This is a genomic window from Marinomonas sp. (assembly GCF_965225885.1).
Classification (GTDB): domain Bacteria; phylum Pseudomonadota; class Gammaproteobacteria; order Pseudomonadales; family Marinomonadaceae; genus Marinomonas.
Genome location: NZ_OZ245329.1, coordinates 1,525,872 through 1,546,823, shown reverse-complemented (window position 1 = coordinate 1,546,823; position 20,952 = coordinate 1,525,872). Strand labels below are relative to the sequence as shown.

18 protein-coding genes and 1 pseudogene are annotated in these 20,952 nt (G+C 43.7%); 12 read left to right on the top strand and 7 right to left on the bottom strand.

Annotated features, from left to right (window positions below; all coding sequences use genetic code 11):
* Window positions 1–203 precede the first annotated feature (203 nt).
* A complete protein-coding gene (locus ACO05V_RS07290) occupies window positions 204–1,415 on the top strand; it encodes an ammonium transporter (RefSeq protein WP_421849017.1) in 1,212 nt (403 codons plus the stop codon).
* 97 nt (window positions 1,416–1,512) lie between these two features.
* Here ACO05V_RS07290 and istB read toward each other — a convergent pair whose 3' ends face one another.
* On the bottom strand, window positions 1,513–2,253 hold the full coding sequence (istB, locus tag ACO05V_RS07285; RefSeq protein WP_421846544.1) for an IS21-like element helper ATPase IstB: 741 nt from the start codon (window positions 2,251–2,253) through the stop codon (window positions 1,513–1,515).
* A 9-nt stretch (window positions 2,254–2,262) separates the two neighbouring features.
* Entirely contained in the window at window positions 2,263–3,795 is a 1,533-nt protein-coding gene (gene istA / locus ACO05V_RS07280; RefSeq protein WP_421846542.1) for an IS21 family transposase, read from the bottom strand.
* 349 nt (window positions 3,796–4,144) lie between these two features.
* Between istA and ACO05V_RS07275 the strand changes: the two genes are divergently transcribed.
* Window positions 4,145–4,603 (top strand): DTW domain-containing protein, encoded by a 459-nt coding sequence (locus ACO05V_RS07275; protein ID WP_421849014.1) that lies wholly within the window; start codon window positions 4,145–4,147, stop codon window positions 4,601–4,603.
* On the opposite strand, the gene ACO05V_RS07270 is transcribed toward ACO05V_RS07275, so the two are convergent.
* From ACO05V_RS07270 to ACO05V_RS07255, 4 genes and pseudogenes are all read right to left on the bottom strand, one after another.
* Window positions 4,593–5,300: a fumarylacetoacetate hydrolase family protein gene (locus tag ACO05V_RS07270; RefSeq protein ID WP_421849011.1), complete on the bottom strand. Its 708-nt coding sequence runs from the start codon at window positions 5,298–5,300 to the stop codon at window positions 4,593–4,595. The two genes, ACO05V_RS07275 and ACO05V_RS07270, sit on opposite strands and share 11 nt — an antisense overlap.
* Window positions 5,301–5,327: 27 nt before the next feature.
* A complete protein-coding gene (locus tag ACO05V_RS07265; RefSeq protein WP_421849009.1) occupies window positions 5,328–5,966 on the bottom strand; it encodes a cupin domain-containing protein in 639 nt (212 codons plus the stop codon).
* Between the two features lie 256 nt (window positions 5,967–6,222).
* A pseudogene (locus ACO05V_RS07260) lies at window positions 6,223–6,645 on the bottom strand (porin); the annotation flags it as partial.
* Window positions 6,646–6,674: 29 nt separating this feature from the next.
* Entirely contained in the window at window positions 6,675–7,886 is a 1,212-nt protein-coding gene (locus ACO05V_RS07255) for an IS256 family transposase (RefSeq protein ID WP_421856882.1), read from the bottom strand.
* Window positions 7,887–8,086: 200 nt separating this feature from the next.
* Here ACO05V_RS07255 and ACO05V_RS07250 point away from each other — a divergent pair, with 200 nt between their 5' ends.
* On the top strand, window positions 8,087–8,977 hold the full coding sequence (locus tag ACO05V_RS07250) for a GGDEF domain-containing protein (protein WP_421849006.1): 891 nt from the start codon (window positions 8,087–8,089) through the stop codon (window positions 8,975–8,977).
* Window positions 8,964–9,194 carry a GGDEF domain-containing protein gene (locus tag ACO05V_RS07245; protein WP_421856903.1) on the top strand — a complete coding sequence of 77 codons (231 nt, stop codon included), beginning with the start codon at window positions 8,964–8,966 and terminating at the stop codon, window positions 9,192–9,194. The genes ACO05V_RS07250 and ACO05V_RS07245 overlap by 14 nt, the downstream gene beginning before the upstream one ends.
* Before the next feature lie 91 nt (window positions 9,195–9,285).
* Here ACO05V_RS07245 and ACO05V_RS07240 read toward each other — a convergent pair whose 3' ends face one another.
* A complete protein-coding gene (locus tag ACO05V_RS07240) occupies window positions 9,286–10,518 on the bottom strand; it encodes a sugar MFS transporter (protein WP_421849003.1) in 1,233 nt (410 codons plus the stop codon).
* 362 nt (window positions 10,519–10,880) lie between these two features.
* On the opposite strand from ACO05V_RS07240, the gene recJ reads away from it, so the two are divergent.
* From recJ to ACO05V_RS07200, 8 genes are all read left to right on the top strand, one after another.
* On the top strand, window positions 10,881–12,605 hold the full coding sequence (gene recJ, locus ACO05V_RS07235) for a single-stranded-DNA-specific exonuclease RecJ (RefSeq protein WP_421849000.1): 1,725 nt from the start codon (window positions 10,881–10,883) through the stop codon (window positions 12,603–12,605).
* Between the two features lie 132 nt (window positions 12,606–12,737).
* Window positions 12,738–13,580 carry a bifunctional methylenetetrahydrofolate dehydrogenase/methenyltetrahydrofolate cyclohydrolase FolD gene (folD, locus tag ACO05V_RS07230; protein ID WP_421848997.1) on the top strand — a complete coding sequence of 281 codons (843 nt, stop codon included), beginning with the start codon at window positions 12,738–12,740 and terminating at the stop codon, window positions 13,578–13,580.
* Between the two features lie 124 nt (window positions 13,581–13,704).
* Window positions 13,705–14,295, top strand: a complete 591-nt coding sequence (locus tag ACO05V_RS07225; protein WP_421848994.1) for a UPF0149 family protein — start codon at window positions 13,705–13,707, stop codon at window positions 14,293–14,295.
* Window positions 14,296–14,365: 70 nt separating this feature from the next.
* Window positions 14,366–15,673: an aminopeptidase P N-terminal domain-containing protein gene (locus ACO05V_RS07220; RefSeq protein WP_421848991.1), complete on the top strand. Its 1,308-nt coding sequence runs from the start codon at window positions 14,366–14,368 to the stop codon at window positions 15,671–15,673.
* A gap of 30 nt (window positions 15,674–15,703) precedes the next feature.
* Complete coding sequence (locus ACO05V_RS07215; RefSeq protein ID WP_421848988.1) at window positions 15,704–16,909, top strand: UbiH/UbiF/VisC/COQ6 family ubiquinone biosynthesis hydroxylase; 1,206 nt, start codon at window positions 15,704–15,706, stop codon at window positions 16,907–16,909.
* A gap of 142 nt (window positions 16,910–17,051) precedes the next feature.
* The gene (locus ACO05V_RS07210) at window positions 17,052–17,879 is read left to right on the top strand and encodes an HDOD domain-containing protein (RefSeq protein ID WP_421848984.1); all 828 of its coding nucleotides are present in this window, start codon (window positions 17,052–17,054) and stop codon (window positions 17,877–17,879) included.
* A 283-nt stretch (window positions 17,880–18,162) separates the two neighbouring features.
* The gene (locus ACO05V_RS07205) at window positions 18,163–19,230 is read left to right on the top strand and encodes a Fe(3+) ABC transporter substrate-binding protein (protein ID WP_421856900.1); all 1,068 of its coding nucleotides are present in this window, start codon (window positions 18,163–18,165) and stop codon (window positions 19,228–19,230) included.
* A 55-nt stretch (window positions 19,231–19,285) separates the two neighbouring features.
* Entirely contained in the window at window positions 19,286–20,950 is a 1,665-nt protein-coding gene (locus tag ACO05V_RS07200) for an ABC transporter permease (RefSeq protein ID WP_421848981.1), read from the top strand.
* Window positions 20,951–20,952: the final 2 nt, after the last annotated feature.

The following is a 20,952-nucleotide window of genomic DNA, read 5'->3' as shown; positions in this document are numbered from 1 at the left end:
AAAACACCCAAAACACCAAAATAGTGCAATTCAAAAAAATATCCATTTTATAGCACCAAAAAAAAGCACAACTGGAACAGTTATTGCTTTTCACAAACGAAGTTTTAAATTTACTTATAAAATAACCAATAAAGCCCCAAAATAAAGCACTTATGGACAAGAGCAAACCGTTTCGGTGCAACAATAAACGTTAGGAGCCATCTGTGATATCCACAAACAGTGCAGTAGACATGCTAGTGTCCAGTTCAAACACCCTTTTTATACTACTAGGCGCCATCATGGTATTTGCCATGCACGCAGGATTCGCTTTTTTAGAAGTCGGAACCGTACGCCATAAAAATCAAATCAATGCTTTAGTCAAAATAATGACCGACTTTGCGATTTCCGCTCTCGTTTATTTTTTTGTCGGTTATCAAATAGCTTATGGTATTAATTTTTTCGATAGTGCCGCCGTGCTATCACAAGAAAATGGTTATAGCTTAGTAAAATTCTTCTTTCTTATGACCTTTGCTGCCGCGATACCAGCCATCATTTCGGGTGGTGTCGCTGAACGCGCAAAATTCTATCCTATGCTCATTTCTGCAGCAGTCATTGTAGGTATTGCTTATCCATTTTTTGAGGGCATTGTATGGAATAGTAACTATGGCCTTCAAGATTGGCTAGAAAAACAATATGGAGCACCTTTTCACGATTTTGCAGGCTCCGTTGTTGTTCATGCTTTTGGTGGATGGGTTGCGCTTGCCGCTATCATCTTACTGGGTACTCGTCGCGGCCGCTTTAGACATGGCAAATTAGTCGCATTCGCACCGTCAAATATCCCATTTTTGGCATTGGGCGCCTGGATACTTTGCATCGGTTGGTTTGGCTTTAATGTCATGTCAGCACAAACTTTAGATGGTGTGAGCGGCTTAGTCGCCGTTAACTCTTTAATGGCAATGGTAGGTGGAATTATCACAGCCATGCTATTTGGTAAAAATGACCCAGGGTTTATCCATAATGGTCCATTAGCTGGTTTGGTTGCCATATGTGCAGGTTCCGACATTATGCATCCAATTGGTGCTTTAGCCTCTGGGGCATTTGCTGGTGCGATATTTACCATTCTATTTACTATTCTTCAGCAAAAATTCAAACACACAGATGACGTTCTAGGTGTTTGGCCTTTACATGGTGTTTGTGGAGCCTGGGGCGGCATTGCAGCGGGCATTTTTGGATCCGAATCACTTGGTGGGCTAGGTGGAGTTAGCCTCTTATCCCAGCTTCTAGGGAGCTTAGGTGGCATTCTGATAGCAACACTAAGCGGATTCGTTGTTTATGGAATAGTTAAATCTATGAGTGGTTTACGTCTAAGCGAAGAGGATGAATTTAATGGCGCAGACTTATCCATTCATAAAATAGGGTCTATTGGCAAAGAATAACGACCTCTCTTGCATATATGCATATTCCGCTGATTCCGGACACTGGTACCGTTTTAATCCGGACACCTTTTTCCCTTCATTTTCTCAGTTTCTAGTTTTACTCCATGTGTCCGGATTGCGCCAGTTTTCTCATCGATTCTCCTCCTAGTTCGATGCGGTGACTGTTGTGGATTAAACGGTCTAATAAAGCATCCGCTACCGTGGCATTGCCTATCATGTTGTACCACTCTTTCACCGGCAGTTGACTGATCATGATCGTGCTGCTTGTTTGGTAACGATCTTCTAAAAGCTCTAATAAATGGCCTGCATGATCCGCACTGAGTTTTTCCATTCCCCAGTCATCGAGTATCAGCAGCTGCTTTTTGGCGAGGGCGGCGAGTTGTTTTTGATAGGTGCCGTCTAAGCGGCCAAGGCTGAGGTCGTCCAGCAGTCGACTCAGACGCAGATAACGAACGCTATAAAGTTGCTCGCACGCCTGTGAGGCAAGAGCGCAGGCAACATAAGTTTTTCCCGCGCCCGTTGGGCCTGTGATAAGGATGTTTTGATGCTTTTGCAGATAACCGCCTGTCAGCAGTTCTCCTAATTGGAGGCGTTTCAGTCCACGCCCTTCTTTGTAGAGTAGCTGGCTGGCGCTGGCTTCTACGCGCAGTTTTGCTTGTCGCTTGAGCCGTTCGATTTTGCCTTGATTTCTGCCTAGCAGCTCACTGTCAAGGAGCAATGTGAGACGTGGCTCAAAGTCCAGTTCTCCATAGGTAGTTAATTGTTCTCGTTGTTGCTCTAACGCGGTGACGGCATGGCTCAATCGCAGCATTTTTAGTTGTTCAGTCAGGTGATTCATGTCGTTCTCCTAGTGGTAGCAGTGTGGCCCGCGAACATTGCTGTGCGGGATGTCGGGTGTCGAGTCAGAAGGAAGGGACAGCGTGCCTTCTCGATGATGGTCGAGCAGATTTCGGATAAAGCGTAGAACGGGCTTGTTTACCAGTAAGGCATCCTGACAGGCTTGCTCTAGGCGAACATCACCATGTTTGCGCGCTAGACTCAGTATGCCAAGGCAGCGACGAGTGGCTTGGGCTGGATGAGCTTTGGACTGGATTTGTTGTTTGATGACGTTTTCGGTGGCGACGCCTATCTGCTTGCTCCATCCGATCAAGCGTTCTGGTGACCACTTTTGATGTTGATGATGGCTCGGCATATGTTCCATGTGGGTACTCAGTCCATACTCTTTTCGGCTGATTGGGTGAGACGAGACAGGTTGACCTTGATGGAAGATTTGTATGATCTGCGACGTGGCTTCCAGTGTCACATGTTGACCCACAAGCTGATGCGGTACCGAGTAGTAATGTTTTGCGTACTCAATGTGGTAGTCCGGCCCCACTTTGGCGCGTTTATGTTCTGTGTAGACATATTTTTGCATCGGTAATGGTTTCAGGGCGGGCTTATCGAGGGTGTCAAAAAGGGCTTGGCGGCTCACGCCAATCTTTTGCATTGGTCGCTGATTCAGAACCTTCATCAGCTCTCGAATCGCATTATTCAGCTCTCTCAGGGTGTGGAAGGTGCGATGACGAAGACGCATCATGATCCAGCGCTCAACAATCAGAACCGCATTTTCGGCCTTGGCTTTGTCTTTGGGTTTATAGGGACGAGCCGGCATAATAGCGGTTTGATAGTGATGTGCTAACTGACGATAACTGTCGTTGAGTTTCGGCTCATAACGATCTGTTTTTGTCACGGCAGCTTTTAAGTTGTCTGGCACCAATAAAGCGGGAACGCCACCGAAGTGTTCAAACGCATTGGCGTGACACTGTAACCAATGCTCCAGCTTTTGACTTTCGCTGGCTTCAACGTAGGTGTAGTTAGACGCTCCCAGTGTGGCGACAAACACTTGTGAGTGGCGAACGTCGCCCGTTTCCGGATTGACGATCGGGATAGTCGGTCCGCAATAATCAATGAATAACTTGTCACCTGCGGTATGGAGTTGACGCATACTGCGTTTTTGTGTGGTGAGCCAACGACGGAAGTACTCGCAGAACTGGCTGTAGCCATAAGTGCGCTCTTGGTGCTCGGCAACATATTCTTCCCACAACAATTGCTTCGTCGCCCCTTTGCGCTTGAGTTCGATAAAAAAGTACGCAAAGTCCGGCATCACTTTCAGGCGATTAGCCGGTTTTTCTTGATACAGCGCTTTAGACAGATCGGTATCGGAAACGTCACTGGCAAGGGGCCAATAATAGTCACTTTGTTTGAAACGAGTCAGGACATCGGACACGGTAGAGCGGCCGATATTCAAACAAGAAGCAATCTGCCGCGTGGATAAATGGCACTCATGTTTGAGACGCAAAATCTCTTTAATATTGGTCATTGAGGTTCTCTTTCTGGTCATGATCACTTCCTGGCAACGTATTAGGGGTAACCAAGTGTAGTGAGCGATTGATTTAAAAGAGAAAACGAAGGGATTCCGGTGAATACGGACAGAGTTTACGCTAATCCGGACAGGGATTCCGGGAAAAGCCAAAAAGTGTCCGGTTTAGAGCGTAATAGGTGTCCGGATAAAAACGGAATGGGTGTCCGAGTTATATCGGAATGGGTGTCCGGATTGCTCCGGTATATGCACATATAAAAGCCTGATGTTGTTTTAGTTCATTTTTGGCTAAACCGACATCAGGCTTGTTTATTTTCTAGTTCATCTAGAGATCGGTATAATTGCCTATTTATTGAAGCGAAAATACTAAATGAAGATTTGGCTAGTTACACACAGTGAAGAACTCAAAAAAGCCACAGGAACAGGAAAACTAGTAAAAGAGGCTCTAGATAGTGAGTGTGAAATTATAGTGTGGTCTAGAGTCGCGCCAAGCGAAGCCATATTAGAACTAACGCCAAGCAATACCTTACTAATTTATCTGTGTGAGAATGAACAACAGAGACACTGTGGTGACATTACACGCTCAATAGACAACATCATCATTATTGATGGAACTTGGCAACAAGCTCGCAAAATATACAATCAATCACCCTATCTACAAAAATTCAAACATCGCGAAATTCAAGGTGTAAAGTCTGTATACAGCAAACGTCGTAATCAAAAAAACATTGGCCTTTGCACTGCTGAAGTTGCTATTCATTTATTAACAGAATATGAACATCCAGCAGCATCAGTTCTATCAAATAGGTTTACTGAGTTTAATCAGTAACACTTACTCTAATTTCCCCCAAATGCTCAACCCAAGCCAGCATTTCATCACCAGCAATAACAGAGCCTACATTTTCGGGTGTGCCTGTCATTATTAAATCGCCCGGTCGCAACTCAAAAACTTCTGACAATTTGCAAATAACTTCCTCAATAGACCAAGTTAAATTGCCTATATTACTAATTTGCTTTAAATCACCATTCACTTTTAATCCAATTTCAGCTTTTGAAAGATTGGCAGCAAGTAAATCTGTTTTTAATAAAATAGGACTTATTGGTGCAGACTCATCAAATGACTTCCCCACTTCCCAAGGGCGCCCTTTCTTTTTGGCCTGCGTCTGAAGATCACGACGTGTCATATCCAAACCTACGGCATAACCAAGAATAGCCTCTCCAGATTGCTGCATCGTTAAATTACGACCACCTTTCCCAATCGCCACAACAAGCTCTACTTCATATTCAAACTGCGACGTGGCCATAGGGTAAGTAATACGAGTGACTATAGAAAAAGCAGAAGGCACGACACAAGAGGCATCTTTCGCAAAAAAGAAAGGCGGATCCCTTTCTGGATCATCGCCCATTTCTTTAGAATGCTCAGCGTAATTACGACCAACACAATAAACACGACCAACAGGGAATACTTGATCACTTTCAGCGATAGGCAAATAAACTCTAGGCTGCTCCGGTACAATATTTTTCATTTGAGTCTCAATAAAGAATAAGAAAAACTAGAAATGACCTGACTTTAACCAAATAAAGCAATTTGACATCACAACCCATTGGTCTAGTGTGAATTCAGGCTCACGAAACCAAGCCCCCGAAGACATTTGCACATCTCCGTATTTAGCTTGACCCGAAATAATAAATAACTCAACGGAAGCGGGTAAGTCCAATTCACTTAACATATCCTCACCATTTTGAATACGAACAAGCCAAACTCGCTCTGTACCAAATTCGTAAAGCGATACAACCTCAGACTTTTCGGATGACCAGATGTCAGGAGTATCTATATAGACTTGATTTAAATCAGACACTTGAAACTGGTGCAGTTTCACTAATAGAAAGCAGCCATCACGACTATGGGGCGCATGACTACTACCAGGAGGATTTCTAAAATAACTTCCCGCTGTAAAGTCTCCCTTTTCATCAGAAAAAATACCGTCTAAAACAAGTATCTCTTCCCCTAAAGGATGTGGGTGAGGCCGGAAAACAGAGGCTGGCTCATATTGTACTAAACTCGTTGCGTGACCTCGTTCGGCCTCTTCCCGCGCTAATGGCTTTCGAAAAACACCAGACATAGGACTGGCTATCCAATCAATTTTATTCGTATCCATGAATACTGTCTGAGCAAAATCCATGTTAAGCATAATTGGCCGCCAATCTTATATTAAAAAATAAGTTTAACGGTTTGATTAAATAACAATCAAGTCTTTACTAATTTTAAGAAGCGAAGACCTATAAATAAAAAAGGCACCAGATGTTGCCACCGGGTGCCAAATGTTCCAACAATCTGCCTACAAGAGAAGAAATATGGAACCTTGAATGATCTTACTTAACATAAGGCTCCCACCTTATTAAATAGACAGGAGCCTTAGAGTAAATAAAATCTTCTAGGAGAGGATCTTAGAAACCGTAGTAAACACCTACAGCAGATTTTGTGTCAGAATCGCTGTCTGCAGAAGTTTCAAAAGTACCAACTTCTGCAAAAACATAAACATTTGAAGCTAGGTTGTATGTAACACCAGCAGCAAATTCATTAAAGTCATCCGCACCATCAGCATCAGGAGAGATAACTTGAGCTGAAGCGTAAACGTCACCTGCACCGTAGCCATAACGAGCAGCTAGGCCAAGAACATCGGCAGTATCTTCTTGTGTTTCATATTTACCAGTAACAGATAGATTTTCTAAAGGAGTGACAGTAACTGCAAGACCAGTAACAGCTTTAGCATCTTTTGCTGCTGTGTTATCACGAGTATCGTGACCTAACGCTACAGAAACGATACCAGTAGAGTATTTAACAACTGCCATTGCAGCAGTGCCATCTGACCCTGTAACAGATTCTGTGTAACTACCATTTAGTTAAGGTGCTTTTCGAGTCGCTCCTCGAACTCAATAATAAATCGACTCATCGCTTGGCGCCAGTTTTGAATGGGCATTGTCCATTTTTTACTGGCCTCTCTAATGGCAAGATAAACCATTTTCCTCGCAGAATCGTCGCTTGGGAAGACTTTACGTTTTTTAATGGCTCTACGGATGACACTGTTCAGTGATTCAATAGCGTTCGTTGTGTAGATCGCTTTGCGGATATCGTCAGGGTAACTAAACAGTGTATTAAGATTATGCCAGTGATTGCGCCACGATTTGGTGATTTGCGGGTATTGATCGTCCCAGACGCCTGCGAAACGATCTAACTCCAACAAGGCTTCTTCTTCCGTTGCAGAGCGGTAAACTTGCTTTAAGTCCGCCGTCACCGCTTTGTAGTCTTTCCATGATACATACTTCAATGAGTTGCGTACCATATGCACGATACACAGTTGAATGCTGGTTTGTGGGAAAACGGCATTGATGGCTTCTGGGAAGCCTTTTAGACCATCAACACAAGCGATGAGAATATCTTCTACACCACGCTGCTGAAGCTCAGTGAGGACGTTTAGCCAGAACTTAGCCCCTTCGTTCTCAGCAATCCACATGCCCATGAGTTCTTTATGACCGTCGGTGTTGATACCGAGTGCCAAGAAAATCGATTTATTGATAACACGCTTATCTTGGCGGATTTTCAACACAATACAATCAAGATACACAATGGGATAGATGGCATCCAAGGGGCGTGCTTGCCATTCAGTTACTTGCTCGATCACCGCGTTGGTAACACGTGATACCAGTGTCGGAGATATCTCAGCACCGTACCATTCATCGAAGGCATTGACGATGTCTCGGGTGCTCATACCTTGCGCGTAGAGCCATAGGATTTTATCGTCCATGGAAGTAAAGCGGGATTGGTGCTTTTTGACCAGCTTTGGTTCAAAAGAACCTTCGCGGTCACGAGGCGTATCCAGTTCAAACTCACCATCTTCCGTCTTAATACGCTTACTGTTCTTACCATTACGACTGTTGGTTGACGAGGATTTTTGATGTCTCTCGTAACCCAGATGCTCATCCATCTCTGCATTCAAGGTCGCCTCAACGGTAATCTTCTTCAGCATTTGGCTAAATTCGTTAAGATCCTCAGGCGTTTTAATGCCTTTGGCGGCTTCTTTTGCGAAGGCTTCCAGTTCTTTTTGGTTCATTTGCATCTACCTATCCTTAATTCTCTATAGAATATGTTGTGATAGGTAGTTACACAAAATTAGTTACAGTCTCAATTTGTAACCGCAGGGGGTTATGAGAGGAGCTATTTTAGGCTTTGGTGTAGGATTATACATATTGGGGAGTTTGTTCATATTTTTCCCACCATTGCGACTTAGGATTACTGGGTCAGAGAATATGCATGACAAAACATTCACATAAATTAAAAGCCGAACGTTCTACAAACAAGAACGCCAAATCTGCTTGGCTGACCTCTTTCTATGTTGGTAAAAGCGATGATGTTTTCTCAGAAGATATTCGTCGAGTTTTTATTATTAATCTTTTTACATCCGTTGGTGTGCTTTTTACGTTTCCATTAGGTGTTGGGTCTCTCATCGAAGGGGAAACTGTCCTTGGTTCCGTGCTTATCTTGATTGCATTTTTGTATGCAATAAATCATATCTACTTGCGCCGTACTCATAACCACACCTTATCAGGCAATTTTGTTATTTACCCTCTTTATATTTTGATGATTTACCTTGTTTATAGTGGTGGGGTTAATGGTACGGGACATGTTTGGGTATTTTGTATTCCTGCTGTGTCGTTATTTTTGCATGGCATGAAAAGAGGCATGATTGAGCTTGGTTTTTTTACTTTAGCTTTAATCATTACGATGTTTTATACGAATAGCCATTTTGCAGAATTTGGTTATGACCCAACGTTAAAATCGAGAATTCTATTTTCCTTTATCTTAGTGGTGTTTCTTTCTGGTATTTATGAATATTCGATGTCTCGATTTAATCAGGAATTAAAAGAAACCTCCGCCAAACTAAAGCTCGTCGCTTATCTCGATGCCTTGACTGAACTACTAAATCGTAGAGGAATGTTACAACGTCTTGAGGCAAGCTCTTATAGAAGCTTTCATCTTCTGTTGGCAGATGTCGATTTTTTTAAGAGTATTAATGATGAATATGGTCACGACGCTGGAGATTATGCGCTTAATCAACTTGCCAAAATCATTCAAATGTCTCTTCCCGAAGGTGGTTTAGCTTCTCGGTGGGGGGGGCGAAGAATTTCTAATAGCAGTTTGTGATTGTAGTGAGCCGGAGGCTTTTACTCTGGCAGAGTCCATTAGACAGCGCGTAGAAGAATATGAGTTTGTTTATTTAGATCAGAAATTTCGAATGACCATGAGCTTTGGTGTGGCGACGATGAATGAAACAACGTCGCTTAGAGAGGCAATCACTTTAGCAGATAACCGTTTATACAGTGCCAAGCGTGCGGGGCGAAACCGAACTCATAGAAGTTAAATGTACGATATATGTAAAATGGTGACTTACTAATAAATAAAAGGCCCTGCTTAATGACTTAAGCAGGGCCTTTGTTTTTGCTGTCTGTTTTTTACCGAGAAACGGGTTTGGAACCAAAGACGCCAAAGTAAGCAATATATAGATAGCAAATCACTGGCATAACAAATGAAATTTGTAGACCAATAGAATCAGCAATAGAACCTTGCAATACAGGCAATATAGCGCCACCTACAATTGCCAAGCATAGTAAGCCAGAACCGCGGCTTGTTTGTGGTCCAAGGTCTTTCAGGGCAAGACTGAAAATAGTTGGGAACATAATAGAGTTGAATAGGCCAACTAATAAAATGGACCACATAGCCACATGACCATCATTTAATATCGCGCTAGCAATCAGTGCAATTGCTGCTAAGGCGTTAAATGTAAGCAAGTTACCAGCCGAGATACGCTGCATTAACGCGGCACCAATAAATCGTCCTACCATGGCGCCACCCCAGTAATAGGCAACGTAATGAGCGGCATCCGCTTCAGCTAGCCCAGCGATATTTTCAAGACCAAAGAAGTTAACCAATAAACTACCAATGGCCACTTCTGCACCGACGTACATAAAAATAGCGACAGTACCCAATACCAAATGACGGTGTTTTAAAATACTTACACTTGGTGTATCTGCTGTGTCTTCTTCAATATTTGAGGGTGTTGGCAGGCTAATACGAGTAAAAATAGCGGCTAAAAGAATGAGTAAAATTGCTAAGCCGATATACGGAATAATAACGCTTTCCGCTTCTTGCGCTTTAGTCGCATATTGTCCTGCAACTGTGAACAATAGAGCGCCCCCGACAAGAGGAGCAACCGTTGTTCCTAGCGCATTAAAGGCTTGAGAAAGTGTTAAGCGGCTTGATGCGGTTTCAGTTGGTCCCATCACAGTGACAAGCGGGTTTGCTGCTACTTGAAGAATGGTGATGCCTGCTGCCAAAACAAACAGAGCTGTCAAAAATATGCTGTATTGCTGTGCTTTTGCGGCGGCCACAAAAAGCAAACAGCCAGCTGCTGCAATCATCAAACCGATGCCAATACCGCGCTGGAATCCTACTTTTTTAACTAGGTTTCCAGCAGGAATGGAGACAATGAAGTAAGCGCCGAAGAAGCACATTTGAATCATCATGGCTTGCGTATAGTTAAGGTCGAAAACGCCTTTCAAATGCGGTATTAGAATGTCATTCAGTGAGGTAATAAAGCCCCACATAAAGAATAATGATGTTAAGGCAACCAACGCAAATCGTTGGTTTGACTGTGGTTTATGAGTCGTAGGTGAGTGATTTTTCATATTTTTTCCGATGAGTTAAACGAGATTTGCTCAGTTTTTATCTTTAGAATATTTATCCAAATCAAAAAAGTGCGGCATCATAGCACCGAACATCTTAACTTTCTGGTCAGGCGTTGAGGGAATAAGGCGATAGCCTAAAACATTCCTTTTTTGCGTCACTTTTGTAAGAAAACCTCTCCTTTTTCCCCTTTATGTAACAAAACCTAATGCTTTTATGAGTTTGATTTTTAAGCAGTTTATGGCCTTTTAATCTGAGCGTGTTGCGTGGGCTGGGACTTTATTGCAATAACAGAGAATCGCGCGTGAGTAATCAATTTCGTGTTATTCTTCGACTACCTGCTTAATCTGACTTTGAGATCTCTATGCGTATTGAACGCCGAGCTGTGCCGGCTGAAAAAAATGACTTTCCTTCGACTATGTCTGCGACTTTACAGCGAGTTTTTTTATCTCGTGATGTGGTGTCCGTTGCTCAACTGGATTATCGCTTACCGCATTTATTAAGACCTGATTCTTTATTTGATTTAACCACCGCAGCAAAGATATTGGCCGATGCAATTATTGCAGATCAGAAGATTCTGATTGTTGGGGATTTTGATGCCGATGGTGCGACCAGTACGAGTCTTGGAATTCTTGCTCTAGAAGCAATGGGAGCGATTGCACCTGAGTATTTGGTGCCAAATCGATTTGAATTTGGTTATGGACTGACGCCTGAAATTGTTGAGGTTGCGCAAGAACGATCGCCGGATGTCTTAGTTACGGTGGATAATGGTATTGCCAGTATTGATGGCGTGCTAGCAGCAAAATCCTATGGTATGAAGGTGGTGGTGACGGATCACCATTTGCCCGGTGATACGCTGCCAAACGCTGATGCCATTGTGAATCCAAACCATCCAAACTGTGGTTTTCCAAGTAAGAACTTAGCGGGCGTTGGGGTGATTTTTTACGTGATGTCGGCGCTAAGAGCCGAGTTGAACAGCTGCAACTGGTTTACTGAACAGCATATACCTGAGCCTAAAATGGCGGATTATTTGGATTTAGTTGCGCTCGGAACTGTGGCTGATGTTGTGCCTTTGGATGCTAATAATCGCATTCTCGTTCAGCAAGGTATTAAGCGTATTCAAGCGGGTTTGGCGCGACCTGGTATTCTTGCTTTATTAGAAGTCGGTCGTCGTGATCATACTCAATTGAAAGCATCAGACTTGGGTTTTGTGGTTGGCCCACGATTGAATGCAGCAGGTCGTCTGGATGATATGTCGGTCGGTATTGAATGTTTGCTGGCGGTTCATCCTCATCAAGCACGCGATTACGCGCAGCAGTTGGATCAATTCAATCGTGAACGCAAAGCCATTGAATCGGACATGAAAGAGCAGGCCGAATTGGTACTTGTGTCTTTGTTGGACGAAGAACAAGACATGCCAAATGGTATGTGTTTCTACGACGCAGATTGGCATCAAGGCGTGATTGGTATTTTGGCTTCGCGAATGAAAGATAAATGCCATCGTCCTGTGATTGCTTTTGCCAGAGTTGGTGAAGACGAATTAAAAGGTTCAGCGCGTTCTATCCCCGGCGTTCATATTCGTGATGCATTGGATTTATTAGCTAAGCGATATCCGCAGTTGCTTAGCAAGTTTGGTGGTCATGCCATGGCGGCTGGCATGTCTATCAAAGAATCCCACTATGAAGCTTTTCAGTTGGCATTCGATGCCATTATTACTGAATGGGTAACACCGGAGCAGTTAGAAGCGACATTATTGACCGATGGACCGCTGGCGCCAGAAGACTTTAGTTTGAGTTTTGCCGAGCAAGTTCGTTTGTCTGGTCCCTGGGGACAGATGTTCCCAGAGCCTTGTTTTGACGGTGTATTTGATATATTGCAGCAGCGAATCGTCGGTGAAAAACATCTTAAACTTATGGTTCGTGAGCCGAGCAGTGGGCTTTTATTAGATGCGATTAGCTTTTTTGTCGATCTAGACCAATGGCCGAATGATAAAGCGACACAAGCGCGTTTGGTTTATAAGCTTGATGTGAATGAGTTTCGTGGTCAGCGAAACCTACAGTTGTTGGTGGACTATTTGGAACCTGCTTAACACCAAAGAGAGTGCATCAAATAGAATAGTGGGAATTTCACTGAAATTCTTTTTGCCACTGCGTATCAAGTCAAAAGTTGAGGTATAATGCGCCTCCCTCATACATCACTCTAAATTTACTGGAGCTCATTCATGACTGCACTGGTTCTTGACGGCAAACTTTGCGCCAAAGAAACTGAAAACCGCCTACAGGCTCAAGTTACCGAGTTGAAAGCGCGTACCGGTTGCACCCCAATTTTAGCGACAATTCTAGTGGGTGCTGATCCAGCATCAGCCACTTATGTGAAGATGAAAGGTAATGCTTGTCGTCGTGTTGGTATGGATTCTATGGCAATTGAATTGTCTGAAACCACGACTACTGAGCAGCTACTAGAAAAGATTAACGAGCTAAACAATAACCCAGACGTACACGGTATTTTGTTGCAACACCCAGTGCCTGAGCAAATTGATGAGCGTTTGTGTTTCGACGCGATTGCGGCTCACAAAGACGTAGACGGTGTGACTTGTCTTGGTTTTGGTCGTATGGCAATGCAAGAGCCTGCTTATGGCGCGGCAACGCCTGCTGGCATTATGCGTTTGTTAGAAGCATACGATGTGAACCTAGAAGGTAAGCACGTTGTTGTGGTTGGTCGTAGCCCGATTCTTGGCAAACCAATGGCGATGATGATGTTGAATGCCAATGCAACCGTGACGATCTGTCATTCTCGCACACAGAATTTGTCTGAGTTTGTTAAACAAGCTGACGTGATCGTTGGTGCGGTTGGCAAACCAGAATTCATCAAAGCAGAGTGGATCAAAGACGGCGCAGTAGTGGTTGATGCTGGTTATCATCCTGGCGGTGTTGGTGATATTGAGCTTGCTCCTTTGACTGATCGCGTTGCGGCGTATACGCCTGTTCCTGGTGGCGTTGGTCCGATGACAATCAATACTTTAATTCTACAAACATTAGAGTCTGGCCTTAAACAACTAGGCTAATAGACTTGAAAGGTCTGTATCACTGCCCCATATTGTAGATATGAAATTGCAAAATGGGACAGAAAGCCGCGCCACTAGGTGCGGCTTCTTTTTTATAAATTGAACAGAAATAGGTAGACAGTTTATGTCCACAGAAATGTTAAAAGACGCGTTGGACTTCGATTTGATCGCCGATGTTTTTGTCACAGAATCCATTACCGCATCACCATCAGAATTGCATGGCCAACTTTGTGGTTATCTTGCTTCTGGCGTGACTTTGCCATTGGAAGATTGGTTGTCCATGGTGGTAGAGTTTTGTGATATCGAAGGTTGGAAAGACGACGCTAGCCGAGCGGTAATCGTTGAGCTTTATACCGCCACGCTAACTTTGTTGCAAAATGGTGAGTTCGCGCTGGTACCAAGTATTTCCGATGAAGACGCTGAATTATGTGAAAGAGGCGTGACGTTAGCGCAATGGGCGCATGGCTTTTTGGCTGGTTATGGCTTGTCTGGGCAAAAGAATGATTTGTCGGATGATACGAAGCAAATTTTGCGTGATTTTGCCAATATCTCAGGCATGCAAGCGGAAATGCGCGCACTAGAAGACAACAATGACAATGAAGCCGATTTAACCGAATTGGTAGAATATGTCAGATTGTCTGCAATGATGTTGTACACAGAACATCATGATATCAATCCCGATATAGATCATACTAAACAGAACTCCTTACACTAGATTTCAATTTTAAATCAAAACGTTATCGCTAGTGTTTTATTGGAATAACCATTAATAAGAGAAACCTTCTATGAAAATTGATACTCAAACTTATCAGGCTCGCCGTGAGCGTTTGATTCAATCGTTGCCTGAAAACAGTGTGGTTGTTTTGCGAACGGGTGAGCTAGCCACTCGTAATAATGATTGTGAGTATGAATTTCGTCCACATAGTAGCTTTTTCTATTTAACTGGATTTCCAGAACCAAGTGCTTACGCGGTTATTCGTGGTAAAGGCGAAATGACATTAGTAACTTTGCCAAAAGATCCTGAGCGCGAGCAATGGGATGGTTTTCGTTTTGGAAGTGAAGGCGCGATAGCAAATTTTGGTGCGAATGATGCGGCTCCGTTAGAAGAATTAGACAAGGTTGCGTTTGCTGCTTTAGATGGCGCTGAGCAAGTTGTGTATTTGTTTAACGACGATGTCTTGCGTGAAAAAATTGCCGGCTGGCGTGACGCTATTGCTGCAAAAGTCAGAATTGGCGCGGCGGTACCGACACGTTTTATCGACTTATTGCCATTTGTGTCTGAAATGCGTTTGCGTAAAGACGCTGAAGAAATCGCCATTATGGAAGCCGCAGCGCAAATCAGTGTTGAGGCTCATAAGCAAGCTATGCGATCTGTCCGCCCGGGGGTGAATGAATACCAACTGGAAGCGGAACTGAATTATGTGTTTATGAAATCCGGCGCACGCCAACCTGCGTATAACAATATTGTGGCTTCAGGCAGTAATGCCTGTGTTTTACATTACATCAAAAACGATGAAGTGATCGAAGATGGCGATCTTATCTTGATTGATGCGGGTGCGGAGCTAGGCTGTTACGCAGCAGACATTACTCGTACTTTTCCAGCGAGCGGTAAATTCAGTGAGCCACAGGCGGCGTTATACCAAGTGGTGTTAGACGCTTATCATGCAGGCATGAAAGAGCTTAATGTCGGGACGCCTTATGAAGCTTGTCATAACGCAGCGGTTCAAAAATTGACCGAGGGTCTGGTTGCGCACGGATTATTAACCGGCGATGTCGATCAACTGATCGAGAGCAAAGCATACCGAGATTTTTACATGCACAATACTGGGCATTGGTTAGGTCTGGATGTTCATGACTGTGGCGCTTATAAAATTGCTGGTGAATCACGCTTGCTAGAAGAGGGCATGGTGTTAACCATTGAGCCTGGGTTATATGTTTCAGCAGATAATGAGTCGGTAGATGCAAAGTGGCGAGGCATTGGCATTCGTATTGAAGACGATGTACTTATCCGCGCCGATGGCCCTTATATTTTGACCCATGGACTGCCAAAAAAAATCACAGACATTGAAGCTCTAATGGCTGAAAGTCGATAAAAACTACTGAGACGAGACGGAGTAAAGAAGATGGCTAAATCGTACGATTTGATAGTTGTGGGCGCTGGCATGGTTGGCGCTCTGTCTGCGATATTATTGGCTAAATCTTCTTTGCGAATCGCGCTTGTTGATAAACATGATGGTGAATATCGATTGTCTACGCCTCCTGCTTATGATGCTCGAGTCAGCGCCATTTCTAGTCAATCAAAAGCCTTGCTTGAACAAGCTAATGTTTGGCAAGGCATTGCTCATGATCGTATTGCTTCTTATGACAATATGGTGGTTTGGGATGGCCTTGGCGATGGTTTTATCGACTTTAATGCTCAAGCGACGGCGATGCCTGAGCTTGGTCATTTAGTCGAAAATGCGGTTTTAAATCAGCAGCTGATGGCGCAAGTTCGACGTGCAAAAAATATCGATCTGTATTTAGGCGATACGTTAGAGTCTCATGAATTAAGTGAGTCTGGTGTCAAAGTGGAACTGACGTCAGGGCATGTTCTGGAGGCCCAGGTCATTATTGCTGCAGATGGCGCCATGTCCAAACTGCGCAGCGAAAATGCCTTTGATACCCTTGAATGGGATTATGGTCATCATGCCATTGTTACTACCATCGAAATCGCGCAATCTCATGAAAATACCGCGTGGCAGAGTTTTGGTGAAGAAGGCATCTTGGCATTTCTTCCGCTTCCTTCGGTTGATCAGAAACATTTTGTTTCCATAGTTTGGTCTGTCCCGCCTAAAGAAGCGGAATCTCTGATGGCGCTTGATGAAGACGCTTTTTGCCGTCGTTTGCATTACGCAATAAATAAGCGTTTTGAGGTCTTGAGACTCACACAAACTCGTCAAGCAATTCCATTAAGACAGCGTCATGCAAAACAGTATGTCAAAGCCGGATTGGCATTGATTGGTGATGCGGCACACACCATTCATCCTTTAGCAGGGCAAGGTGCGAACTTAGGTTTTGGTGATGTAAAAGCATTAGTAGAAGTGCTAGAAAAAGCCCATCGACGTGGCGAGCATCTTGGGGCGAGTAAAGTATTGCGCCGTTACCAGCGTGCTCGTATGTTAGATAACATTGCTATGGCCGCAGGTATGGAATCGTTTAAACGCCTATTTTCCACCCAGCAACCGCTTATTGTTCAGCTCAGAAATATTGGCATGAAGCAATTTAATCAAGGTGAGTCTTTGAAGAAAAAATTGGTTGCCCGAGCAGCAGGTTTGTCGTCTTTTTCTTAATATGAGCTCTTTTTTGGCTATTGCTATTTGGAGCTAAGTGGCGTGTTTTCAAAACGCTACGTATTTCCGGTTGCAAAAAACGTTTGCTGTCATATTCTGCATGTATAGATACATCACCAATCAGAGAACAAGGCGGAATGCTATGCAAGCAACAGATCTTCTGAAGAAAACGGATAAACTTCCCAATGTCCCCGATGTCGTTCGTGAGCTTATTCAGCTTCTTAGTGATCCTAATGTTAAATATTCCGATCTTACTGAACGGGTTTCCCACGACCAGACGATTTCTTTGAAAGTATTGCGAGTGGTTAACTCAGCTTATTTCGGTTTATCAAGAAAAATCTCTTCTATCGATGAAGCTACTGTTTTACTTGGAACCGATAAATTGAAAACCTTGGTCATTGCTTCTGGTTTTTCTAATTCGGTCGCAAAAGTCGAAGGTTTAAATCTGAATGAATTCTGGGCAGATTCTTTTCGAGTCGCTGAATTGGCGCAATGGTTTGCAAAACGAACGCCTTTGGTTCAAGAAGACGAAGCCTTTACGGCAGGTATTGTTCATAACATCGGGCGATTACTGTTGCATCTTACCGAACCTGCCATTGCGCAAGAGATTCAACTTTTGGTGAAAAATCGCAAAGCGGGTCGAGTTAAAGCTGAACAAGATTTACTTGGTTTTACTACCCAAGATGCTGGTAAAGCACTGATGGATTTGTGGAAGTTTCCGGCAGGACTTGGGTACGCAGTACAGCATCATAAACGTCCTTTTTCGGATGATGAACCAAATCCACTTGCTTGTGTATTGAATCTGGCCTGCTACATAAATGCTTGTATTCACAACGAACGGGAATACGACCTAGTTCGAGAAGGTTTTCCTTCGGCAGTATCGAAAGCTGCGGGTTTACCTGAGGGCATCATTTATGAATTAGATGATGCTTTAGCAATCGGCGATGGACTTAATCAATTACTGCATTAAGTTTTATTGTCGTGTTTAAAGCCTCTCAAAATGCTTTAAAGAAACATATATTCAATAGATTGGCGTATTCGAAAAACAAATATGCCAATCTTCTGTTAGCCTTTTTTCTCGGTTCAACCCCTGATCTATCCCTACAAATAAATGATAATCGCTAGTGTTTAGCATTGTGTTGTGCTAATTTCTTGTCTCTTTTTTTATGGCCTTTTCTCTTATTTTCCACTCTATCTGTGGTGTTTTTATGGGAAGAGGAAATCTGTTGAATTGGTGGAAGGTGAGCATGTCTGTGAAACTGCGCAAAATGATTAAAATTCAAGGGCGAAAGCCTGTATTGAGCTATGTTGGATTTGCTGCGTTAGCTTCGTCATTGCTTCTTTCTACTGGTCTGCAAGCCAAAGGCGAGGTGAACATCTATTCAGCACGCAAAGAATCTCTTATAAAGCCTGCCTTGGATAAATTTTCAGAACAAAACGATGTGGTTGTGAACCTTATTACCGGCTCGGCTGATGCTTTGTTAAGCCGTTTGAAAGCGGAAGGCGATGCGAGTCCTGCTGATATTTTTATTACGGTTGATGCTGGTCGTTTGCACCGTGCAAAGGCGGCTGGTGTATTAAAACCCATTCACAGTGATGTATTAAGCGCTAATATTCCGAGCCATTTGCGCGATAGTGATGGCTATTGGTTTGGTTTGTCTCAGCGTGCTCGGGTGATTTTTTATAATCCTCAAAAAGTGTCAGAAAACGATTTATCCACCTACGAAGACCTTGTCGATCCAAAGTGGAAAGGGCGTATTTGTGTGCGTTCGTCAGCCAATATTTATAACCAATCTTTGGTTGCTTCCATGTTAGAAGCCGATGGCCGAGAGAAAACGCAAGCATGGATCAAAGGTTTGGTTGCTAACCTAGCGCGCCCGCCTTTTGGTGGTGATGTGGATCTGTTAAAAGCGGTTTCTTCCGGTGTATGTGATTTGACGCTGGCGAATACCTATTATTATGGTCGCCTTGGTCAAAGTGACAGTGCTGATGAAAGAGCCGTTTATAACACGGTGAAATTGTTTTGGCCTAATCAGGCCGAAGGTGAACGCGGTGCTCATGTAAACGTCAGTGGCGCAGGCATTACGGCTGCCGCTACCAATATTGAAAACGCCAAATTACTGCTTGAATTTCTTACCAACAAAGAGTCCCAAGAATGGTACGCTCACGTGAATAATGAGTACCCAGTGGTGAAAGGCATAGGTGCTCCAGAAATGTTGGCGCCATTTGGAACATTCCGAGCAGATACCATTTCATTAAGCAAACTAGGTGAAAACAATCGTGAAGCGGTTGAGCTGATGGATATTGCTGGTTGGAAGTGATTTTTCTGATATTTGCTCAGCGTAATGAGCTTTCTGATATGGTTTTTGATGATTAATGGCGAATTTAGCTCACTCGAGTTTAGCAAGTCAATCTAAGTGGAATTGGTTAAAAATGGCGGCAATGCTGATTGCGGCCATTTTGGCATTGCCCATCTTGGTTGTGGTGATTAACGTTTTGACTGGCGATAGTGAAGTGTGGCAACACCTTTATCAGACCGTCTTAGCGGAATATATTTCTAACTCTTTGTTACTCATGTTGGGTGTTGGCATAGGTGTATTGGTCATTGGTGTGCCTTGTGCTTGGTTAACTAGCATGTGCGACTTCCCTGGTCGCGCATTTCTTTCTTGGGCTTTACTGTTGCCCATGGCAGTACCCGCTTACATTATTGCTTATACCTATACGGGTGTGTTGGACTTTGCCGGTCCAGTGCAAACCTTTATTCGCGAACTGACAGGTTGGCGTTACGGTGAGTATTGGTTCTTTGAAATACGTTCTCTTGGTGGTGCCATCGCTATGCTGACTTTGGTGCTTTATCCTTATGTGTATCTCATGAGTCGAGCGGCTTTTTTAGAACAGTCTGAGAACACCTTAGAAGTTAGTCGTACACTTGGCTATTCTGGTCGTGCTGTTTTTTTTAAATTGGCACTTCCCCTTGCGCGTCCGGCAATTGTAACGGGCCTGACCTTAGCGCTGATGGAAACATTAGCCGATTACGGCACGGTGCAATATTTCAGTGTAAACACTTTCACGACAGGCATTTTACGAACCTTTTATGGTTTTGGTGATGTGGCGGCGGCCTCACAGCTAGCGGGTATTTTGCTGATGTTTGTCGCGGTATTGATTCTGCTTGAGCGATATTCACGGCATCGCATTCGCTACCATGCGTCAGGTCTAAAAAAGGCCAGTAATCGACGTATGATTCTGAATGGTGGCCGTGGTTTGCTGGCCTGTATCTTTTGCTGGCTGCCTATCCTTGTTGGTTTTCTTATTCCTGTCAGTGTATTGGCGTATTGGGCGGTATTTAAAGCAGAAATGCCCGGCACAAACTTTATTCAACTGGCGTGGAATTCCTTTTATTTGGCCGCGATGGCTTCTCTTATTGTGGTGAGTTTAGCTTTGATATTGAGTTATGCCATTCGTTTAAATAATGGCAGAACCGTTAGAGCATCGGTTGGCATTGCGGGTTTAGGTTACGCTCTGCCGGGGACGATTATTGCGATTGGCACTATTGTTCCGTTGGCTTGGCTAGATCATCGAATTATTGATTTTGTTAAACATTACAGCGGTGAAAGAGTCGGTTTGATTTTCTCTGGTACCTTAGTGGCATTGCTGTTTGCCTACACGGTTCGCTTTATGGCGGTGTCTTTAGGTGCAGTGCAAAATGGTCTTGGAAAGATCAAACCTAGTATGGATATGGCCGGGCGTTCGCTGGGAATGTCGCCTTTTAACGTATTAACGCGCATTCATATTCCGCTGTTAAAAGGTTCGGTTTTAACGGCCATGCTAATCGTCTTTGTCGATGTATTAAAAGAGTTACCAGCGACCTTGGTATTACGACCATTTAATTTTAATACCTTAGCAGTGCGAGCTTTTGAACTCGCATCAGATGAGCGATTGGTCGATGCGGCTCCCGCTTCGTTAATGATCGTGTTGGTGGGATTGGTGCCAGTGATTTTGTTGAGTCGTTCCATTTCTTCTCGCACTGACAGTGCTAAATAGCA